This window comes from Streptomyces sp. MBT65 (assembly GCF_016612545.1).
GTDB lineage: Bacteria > Actinomycetota > Actinomycetes > Streptomycetales > Streptomycetaceae > Streptomyces.
On record NZ_JAENRY010000482.1, the window covers coordinates 1 to 7792 of the forward strand.

General features: G+C 70.2%; 7 protein-coding genes. 6 read left to right on the top strand and 1 reads right to left on the bottom strand.

All coding sequences use genetic code 11. The annotated features are described in order from the left end of the window. Positions 1-96: 96 nt before the first annotated feature. Positions 97-1062 carry a YafY family protein gene (locus tag JHN63_RS48655; protein ID WP_200691554.1) on the bottom strand — a complete coding sequence of 322 codons (966 nt, stop codon included), beginning with the start codon at positions 1060-1062 and terminating at the stop codon, positions 97-99. 62 nt (positions 1063-1124) lie between these two features. Between JHN63_RS48655 and JHN63_RS48660 the strand changes: the two genes are divergently transcribed. The 6 genes from JHN63_RS48660 to pfkB form a co-directional block, all read left to right on the top strand. After that, the gene (locus JHN63_RS48660; protein ID WP_200691555.1) at positions 1125-2681 is read left to right on the top strand and encodes an MFS transporter; all 1557 of its coding nucleotides are present in this window, start codon (positions 1125-1127) and stop codon (positions 2679-2681) included. A 1343-nt stretch (positions 2682-4024) separates the two neighbouring features. After that, complete coding sequence (locus tag JHN63_RS48665) at positions 4025-4180, top strand: hypothetical protein (RefSeq protein ID WP_200691556.1); 156 nt, start codon at positions 4025-4027, stop codon at positions 4178-4180. 2 nt (positions 4181-4182) lie between these two features. After that, positions 4183-5469 carry a helix-turn-helix domain-containing protein gene (locus JHN63_RS54525; RefSeq protein ID WP_307782170.1) on the top strand — a complete coding sequence of 429 codons (1287 nt, stop codon included), beginning with the start codon at positions 4183-4185 and terminating at the stop codon, positions 5467-5469. Positions 5470-5534: 65 nt separating this feature from the next. Beyond that, on the top strand, positions 5535-6020 hold the full coding sequence (locus tag JHN63_RS48675) for a hypothetical protein (RefSeq protein ID WP_200691557.1): 486 nt from the start codon (positions 5535-5537) through the stop codon (positions 6018-6020). Between the two features lie 184 nt (positions 6021-6204). Continuing rightward, on the top strand, positions 6205-6966 hold the full coding sequence (locus JHN63_RS48680) for a DeoR/GlpR family DNA-binding transcription regulator (RefSeq protein WP_200691558.1): 762 nt from the start codon (positions 6205-6207) through the stop codon (positions 6964-6966). Beyond that, positions 6963-7792, top strand: an 830-nt coding sequence (pfkB, locus tag JHN63_RS48685) for a 1-phosphofructokinase (RefSeq protein ID WP_200691559.1), incomplete at its 3' end; no start/stop codon positions are given. The genes JHN63_RS48680 and pfkB, both read left to right, overlap by 4 nt.

Consider the following 7792-nt stretch of genomic DNA (forward strand, 5'->3'; position numbering starts at 1 on the left):
GTGCGCACGTATCGCGTGCGGGGCGGGGCGGGTGTGAGGGTACGCACGTATCGCGTGCGCGGCTGACCGGCGGATCGGGTAGGCCCCGGGCCCGGTTCACGCACCCCCCGCGCGACTGAGCCGTTCCCCCAACTCCCGTACGCACCGGACCAGTTCCGCCGGCTCGTGCACCGTGAAATCCCACTCCAGCATGGCCAGGCGTACGGCCAGCCAGTGCACCGCGTCGCCGGTCGTGGCGCGGAGGCGGCAGCTCTGGTCGTCGAGTGGCTCCGGGGTGCCGAGCCAGGCCGGGATACGCGCGGCGACGGCGTCGGCGGGGGCGGCGAAGGTCACGACGTACTCGTAGGTCTCCTGGCGGCGGTACATCGACTGCCGCAGGTACTCCGCCGCGCTGCCCGTCGGCAGCTCGCGCGGGGCGAAGCGCGCCCCGGTGGCGAACGGGCGGCTCACCCGGTCGACCCGGAACGTCCGCCAGTCCTCGCGGTCGAGGTCGTAGGCGACGAGGTACCAGCGCCGCCCGGTCGAGACGAGGCGGTACGGCTCCGTCACGCGGCGCGACTCCGTGCCGTCCTTCGCGCGGTACTCGAAGCGCAGCCGCTCCCGGCCGGCCACCGTCGAGGCCATCACGGTGAGCGTCTCGGGGGCGATGCTCGCGCCGTCGCCACTGGTCAGCGGGGTCGTGGCGGCCTGGAGCGTGGCGACCCGGTGCCGTAGCCGGGAAGGGAGGACCTGTTCCAGCTTGGCCAGGGCGCGGACCGACGCCTCGTCCACGCCCTCCACCGCGTGCCCCGCGCCCGCGCGCAGCCCGACCGCGATCGCCACCGCCTCCTCGTCGTCCAGCACCAGCGGGGGCATCGCCTTGCCCGCGACGAGCCGGTAGCCGCCGTCGGAACCCAGCGTCGCCTGCACGGGATAGCCGAGTTCGCGCAGCCGGTCGATGTCCCGGCGGACCGTGCGCCGGGACACCCCGAGCCGGTCGGCCAGCTCGCCGCCGGGCCACTCGCGGGGCGTCTGGAGGAGGGAGAGGAGCTGGAGGAGCCGGGCCGGGGTGTCCGTCGTCATGAGTTCGAGGATGCCGTAGAACTAGGACACGATCTGACCTAATGGGGTCATAGCTTCGAGCCATGACCTCCACCGAAACCCTTGTGGACAGCCCGGCCTCCGCAGCACCCGAGGCCGAAGTGGCCGACCGGCGGCGCTGGTTCGCCCTCGCGATCGTGATGACGGCCGCCTTCATGGACCTCGTCGACGTCACGATCGTCAATGTCGCGATCCCCTCGATCCAGCGGGACGCGGGCGCCTCCTTCAGCCAGATCCAGTGGATAACGGCCGGTTACGCGCTCGCCTTCGCCGCCGGACTGATCACCGGCGGGCGGCTCGGCGACATCTACGGCCGCAAGCGGCTGTTCCTCCTCGGGATCGGCGGCTTCACGCTCGCCTCGGCGCTGTGCGGCTTCGCCGCGAACCCGGAGATGCTGGTCGCCTCGCGCATCCTCCAGGGCGGCATGGCCGCGATGATGGTGCCGCAGGTGCTGTCGATCGTGCACGCCACGTTCCCGGCGCACGAACGCGGCAAGGTGTTCGGGCTGTTCGGCGCGATCGTCGGCCTCGGGGCCGTCTCCGGACCGCTGCTCGGTGCCCTGCTCACCGAGTGGAACCTCTTCGGTCTCGAATGGCGCCCGATCTTCCTGATCAACCTGCCCGTCGGCATCGCGGGCCTGGTCCTCGGCAGCCGCTTCATCACCGAGTCGAAGGCTCCGCGCGCCCTGAAGCTGGACCTCGTCGGCGTCGCCCTGGTCACCCTCGGGCTGCTGATGCTGCTCTATCCCCTCACCCGCGGCGACGAACTGGGCTGGCCCGCCTGGGGGTTCGTGTCGATGTCCGGTTCGATCGGGGTCTTCGCCGGACTGGTGGCGTACGAGAAGCGGAAGGCCGAGCGGGACGGTTCCCCGCTGGTCGAACTCTCCCTGTTCAAGGTGAAGAGCTTCGCGGCCGGTATCGCCGTGCAGACCGTCTTCGGCGTCGGACTCGGCATCTTCTTCCTGGTCTGGACGCTGTACATGCAGATCGGCCTCGGCTGGAGCCCGCTGCGGGCCGGGCTGACCGGCGTACCGTTCTCGGTCGCCGTCTCGGTGGCGGCCGGACTGTCCGTCCAGAAGCTGGTGCCGCGCCTCGGCGGACGCAATGTGCTCCAGACCGGCGCGCTGGTGATGGTCGTGGGCGTGCTGCTCTACCTCTGGGAGGCCGACCGGTACCAACTGGCCATCGCCTCCTGGCAGATGGCGCTCCCGCTCGTCGTGATGGGCGCCGGCATGGGCCTGATCTTCGCCCCGCTGACCGACACGATCCTCTCCGAAGTACCGCGTGAGCACGCGGGTTCGGCGTCCGGACTCATCAACACCGTTCAGCAGATGGGCAATGCGCTGGGGCTCGGGCTCGTGTCGGTGGTCTTCTTCGGCTCGATCGGCGACCGGCTGACCCCGGCCGAGGTCGGCCCCGCGTTCGTCAACGCCTTCCAGAACGCGCTGGGTTGGGTGGCCGCGGTGATGGGCGTGATCTTCCTGCTGATGTTCGCGCTGCCGGGGCGGGCGGCGGTGGAGAAGCGGATGGCGGTGGAGAAGCGGGCAGTCGCGGAGAAGTCGGCGGCTGTGGAGAAGTCAGCAGCCCCGAGCGGGAGTTGACGCGCTCCGCCGACGCACACCGTCGTCGTATGCCGTCGCCGCACACCGCCGACGCGCTCCACCGACGTACGACAGCGCCCCGCCCCCAGTCAGTAGGGGGCGGGGCGCTCGACGTGAACTCCCGGACGATGGCGTACGCCGGTGCTCACAAGGAGGCGTGCGCCGGGCGGTCCGACGGCGCACTCCGGGGCGAACGCCGCACTACGTCCCCAAATGAACGGTTCTGTGGGGAACACGCCGACTTCGGGCGTCTCGTGTACTCACCGTGTGTCCAACTCGCCTGTGCCGCAAGAAAACTGACAGTGCGTGAGTTGACGATGTGACGGACGGGCCGGGTGCGGGTGACACGGGCGCCGGCACGGTACCGGGGGCGGACCGGGGACAGTGCCCTTATCCATTCGTCGACCTTTACGATGTGCGGCGGCGAACCGTTGATTTCGGTCGGGGGTTCCGCTTCCCGCCCCGGCCCACCGCATTTTCTGTCGGCCCGGATTGCCTCTCGAAAAGAAATTCCCGTGGCGGGGGACGGTTAATCGAGCGGGCCGGAGTGGGCCGCTCCATATGGCGTGCCGGGCGCGCTTCTGTTTGCCGGGGGTGCCGGTCGGGCGGGTGAGTGTTGGCCGAATCTGTTGACTATTGATCGTTGGCAATCATTTGATAACGCTGTCATGTCCCCGTAGAGGGCGATGATGCCTTGTTCGCGTGCGGGCAAAGGGGGCAAAAAGCGCGGCCCGTCGAGGTGTTCCGACGGCGTGTACGGAGAGGTGTGCGGTCGGTGACAAACCCCGCCCGTAGGGGTTCTGTCCGGCGATCCACCGCTGCGGGCTTGATGTTGTCGGACGGGGAGTGACCCAAACGGCATCCGTGGTGTTTACTGGGCACCGGTCTGATCCTTGGTGGGTCCGGACCATTCCGGGAGGTCCTGGGGGTGGTTCCCCTGGGGCCTCCTGTTTTTACCGTCGGTTTGTGCGGGTGTCATATCTCGGTCATCCGAGAAGAGTCCCTCGCCCCCTGGAAAAGGGTCCGGACAGCCGGGGCGGTCGCGATAGGCAATGGGGTGAAAGGTAATTCCTTTCCCCTTCAAACTATCCTCGATCTTCTGTAATAAAGCCCCACGGGCAGGGGTTGTCGGCAAGATCCACATTCTCCGCGCGCGCCCCCGAAAACACGACTGGCTCTTCACTCCTGGCGAGGGGTACCGTCTTGTCTCGCGCCACAGTTTCCACCCGCCGGGCCTCACCAGTCCGACGGTGCAGCACCTCCCGGAATCCTCCGGACCCACCACCCGGAACCCCGCTGACCAGCGGGGCTTCCACGCGTAGCCACAACGAGGAATGGACCTGATGCGTACCGTCAACGACGACGGCGTATTCCCGCCGTCGCGCCGCGGCCTCCGCGCCACCCGCGGCCCCCAGTCCGTGACACACCGTCACCACCGCGCGCATCAGGGCGCGTACGCCGGTGCACGCGCCGCCGCGACCGCCGGTACGGGGGAGTGAGCGTGCCCTCGACCTCCGACTTCAACTGGTCGGCCGGCTCCAACTGGCCCATCGACAAAGACGGTTCGGCGGACACCGACCCTTCGGCCGACATCAAGGTACCGACCGACTTCGACCGGCCGACCGACTTCGACCGGCGGGCGGACACCGATCGGTCTTCCGACTCCGGCCGGTCTTCTGACTCCGGCTGGTCTTCTGACTCCGGCTGGTCTTCTGACTCTTCCGACTCCGATCGGTCTTCCGACTCCGGCCGGTCTTCTGACTCCGGCTGGTCTTCTGACTCCGGCTGGTCTTCTGACTCCGGCCGGTCTTCCGACACCGGCCGGTCTTCCGACACCGATCGGTCTGCCGACTCCGGCCGCCGGTCTGCCGACCCCGGCCGCTCCTCCGACTTCAGCCGGTCCTCCGACTCCGGCCGGTCCGTAGACATCAACCGGTCCATCGATTCCGGCCGGTCCTCCGATTCCGGCCGCCGGTCCATCGACTCCGGCCGGTCCGTAGACATCAACCGGTCCATCGACTCCGGCCGCCCCTCCGACATCGGCCGCCCCTCCGACATCGGCCGGCCCACCGACACCAACCGCCCGACCGATCTTCTCCAGGACCACGAGAAGAAGCCCGAGGGAAGCTTCCTCCAGCGCCTGTCGGCCGAGGACTGGCGTTTTCTGCTGGCGGACGACCTGCGCGGCCGTAGCTTCGGCCCGGACGAGTACCTGCCGCTGGGGCAGGACGACCGGAACGTCTACCTGATCTGGGACGGCGTCGTACGACAGGACCGCTTCCCGCTGGGCGACCGGGAGAACGCCCCCACCGTCACCCGGTTCCGGGGCGGTGGCCAACTGGTCGGCGAGGCCAAGCTCATCACCCTCGAATCCGCGGTCCGCACCAGGTGCCTGGCCAGGACCGTGGTCATCCCCTGCCGTGCGCGCCGTTTCAACGTCCTGCTGAGCAGCAGGCCCAAGGCCAAGGTCGCACTCCTGCGCAGCCTCGAGGACCGCAACCGCAACGACGAACTCGTCTACACCCTCACCACCCGGCCGCCCCTGGAGCGCACCAGCCGGCTCCTGGCGCATCTCGCCGACACCGCGGGCGTCCCCGACCCCCGGACCGGCACCACCACCATCACCGGCCCGGGTCAGAAGGACATCGCGGCCGCCCTCCAACTCGCCGTCTCCACCACGGAGAACGCGCTGCGGACCCTGCGCTACCACGGGATCGTCGAGGCCCGCTACCGCAAGTTCCTGGTCCACGACGTCGACGCGCTGCGCCACCTCGCCGCCGGGGCCTGACCCCGCCTCGCCCCGGCACACCGCTTCCCTCCCCGCTCGCGCTCCATCCCCGAACGGACCACCGCATGATGATCAGTACCTTCTTGGTGCCCACTCTCTCCGCCGGCGGGGGGTGCGTCGCCCTGCTGGCGTACCAGCACCAGAGGCAGGTCTTCGCCTGGACGCGGAGGACGCGTCGCAGGGACGAGACGAACACCGAATACGACAAGCCCGCCGAGTGGCTCGCCGATCTCTACAAGGCCCAGTGCCGCCTCACCCGGAAGCCCTGCGTCGCCGACGAGTTCGCCGAGATCTCCCAGATCGGCAACCTGATCGAGGGAATAGCCGACAACACCGAGGCCGTCCGGACCGAGCTGCGGAAGGTCGTCGAGTGCGTGAAGGGCTACGTCGCCACCGCCCTGCCCGAGCCCGACCCGACGGCCGTACGCATCACCGTCCAGGAGCACCGCGCCCAGCTCGTCCAGGCCATGCGCCAGGAGACCGCCCGGGGTGAACTGGTGCGCGCCATCCTCGCCGCCGAGAAGAAGATCAAGGAGCTGCGCCGCGGCTGACACCGCCCACCGCCACACACGATCACTCCCGCCGCCACACCCGATCTCCCCCGCACCACAGCCGGTTGGATCCCCTCTGCCCGTTCATGTCCACCTGATGCCCGAACCTGTTTACTTTCCAGAAATCTGGGCGTAGCCTCCGAGCGAAACCACAAGTTCGGGCACAGGTCGGAGGCGAACGGACATGTACGCACCGGAGCGGCAGCAGGAGATCCTCCGGCTGGCCCGTGACGGCGGCCGGGTCGACGTGATCTCGCTGGCCGAGGAGTTCCAGGTCACGGCGGAGACGATCCGCCGGGATCTGAAGGCCCTCGACCGCGCGGGACTCGTCCGCCGGGTGCACGGCGGTGCCATACCCGCGGGACGGCTCGACTTCGAGCCGGACCTCGCCGAGCGCGAGTCGACGGCGGCCGACGAGAAGGACCGGATCGCCAAGGCGGCCCTCGCCGAACTGCCCATGCAGGGCACGGTGATCCTCGACGCCGGTACGACGGTGGCCCGCCTCGCGGGCATCATCCCGCTGGAGGCCGAGCTCACCGTCGTCACCCACTCCCTGCCCATCGCGGCCCGCCTCGCGGACCACCCGGGCATGCAGCTCCACCTCGTCGGCGGACGCGTGCGGCACCGTACGCGCGCCGCCGTGGACGCCTGGGCGCTGCGGGCGTACGGCGAGATCCGCGCGGACGTCGTGTTCGTCGCGGCCAACGGCTTCTCCGCCGGGCACGGGCTGACCACGCCCGACCTCGCCGAGGCCGCGGTGAAGCGCGCGGCGGTCGCCGCCGCCCGCCGTGTGGTGCTGCTCGCCGACTCCGCCAAGCACGGCCAGGAGCACTTCGCCCGCTTCGGCGCCCTGAGCGACGTGGACCTCCTGATCACCGACAGCGGGCTGAGCCCTGAAGACGCCACCGCCATAGAGCGCGGCGGCATGGAAGTAGTGCGCGCATGATCCTCACGGTCACCCCGAACCCGTCCCTCGACCGCACCTACGAGGTCCCCTCGCTGGACCGCGGCGAGGTCATACGGGCCACCGGCGAGCGCATGGACCCGGGCGGCAAGGGCGTCAACGTCTCCCGCGCGGTCGCCGCCGCAGGCCGCCGTACGGTCGCCGTCCTGCCGCTCGGCGGTGCTCCGGGTGCGCTGGTCGCCGACCTGCTCGACGCGCAGGGCATCGAGGTCGCGCCGGTCCCGGTCGCCGGAGCCACCCGCTCGAACATCGCGCTGGCGGAGGCGGACGGCGTCCTCACGAAGATCAACGCGCCGGGCCCCGAACTGACCGCCGCCGAACAGGAGTTGCTCCTGGAGACGGTCAGGCAGCAGTCCCGTGGCGCCGACTGGATCGCCTGCTGCGGCAGCCTCCCGCGCGGCCTCGCGCCGTCCTGGTACGCCGACCTGGTCGCCCGCGCCCACGCGGCCGGCGTCCGTATCGCCCTGGACACCTCGGGCCCCGCGCTCATCGAGGCCCTGCGCGAACGCCCCGACGTCGTCAAGCCCAACGCCGAGGAGCTCGCGGAGGCCGTCTCCCGCCCCCTGGCCACCGTAGGAGACGCGGTCAAGGCGGCCGAGGAACTACGGGAGTTGGGCGCGGGCGCGGTCCTCGCGAGCCTCGGTGCCGACGGGCAACTGCTGGTGGACGCCTCGGGCGCCTGGTACGGCAGCGCGCGCGTCGACGTCGTACGCAGCAATGTCGGTGCGGGCGACTCCTCGCTGGCCGGCTTCCTGATCGCCGGCGGGCACGGCCCGGAGGCCCTGGCCTCCGGGCCGTGCCCGCCGGC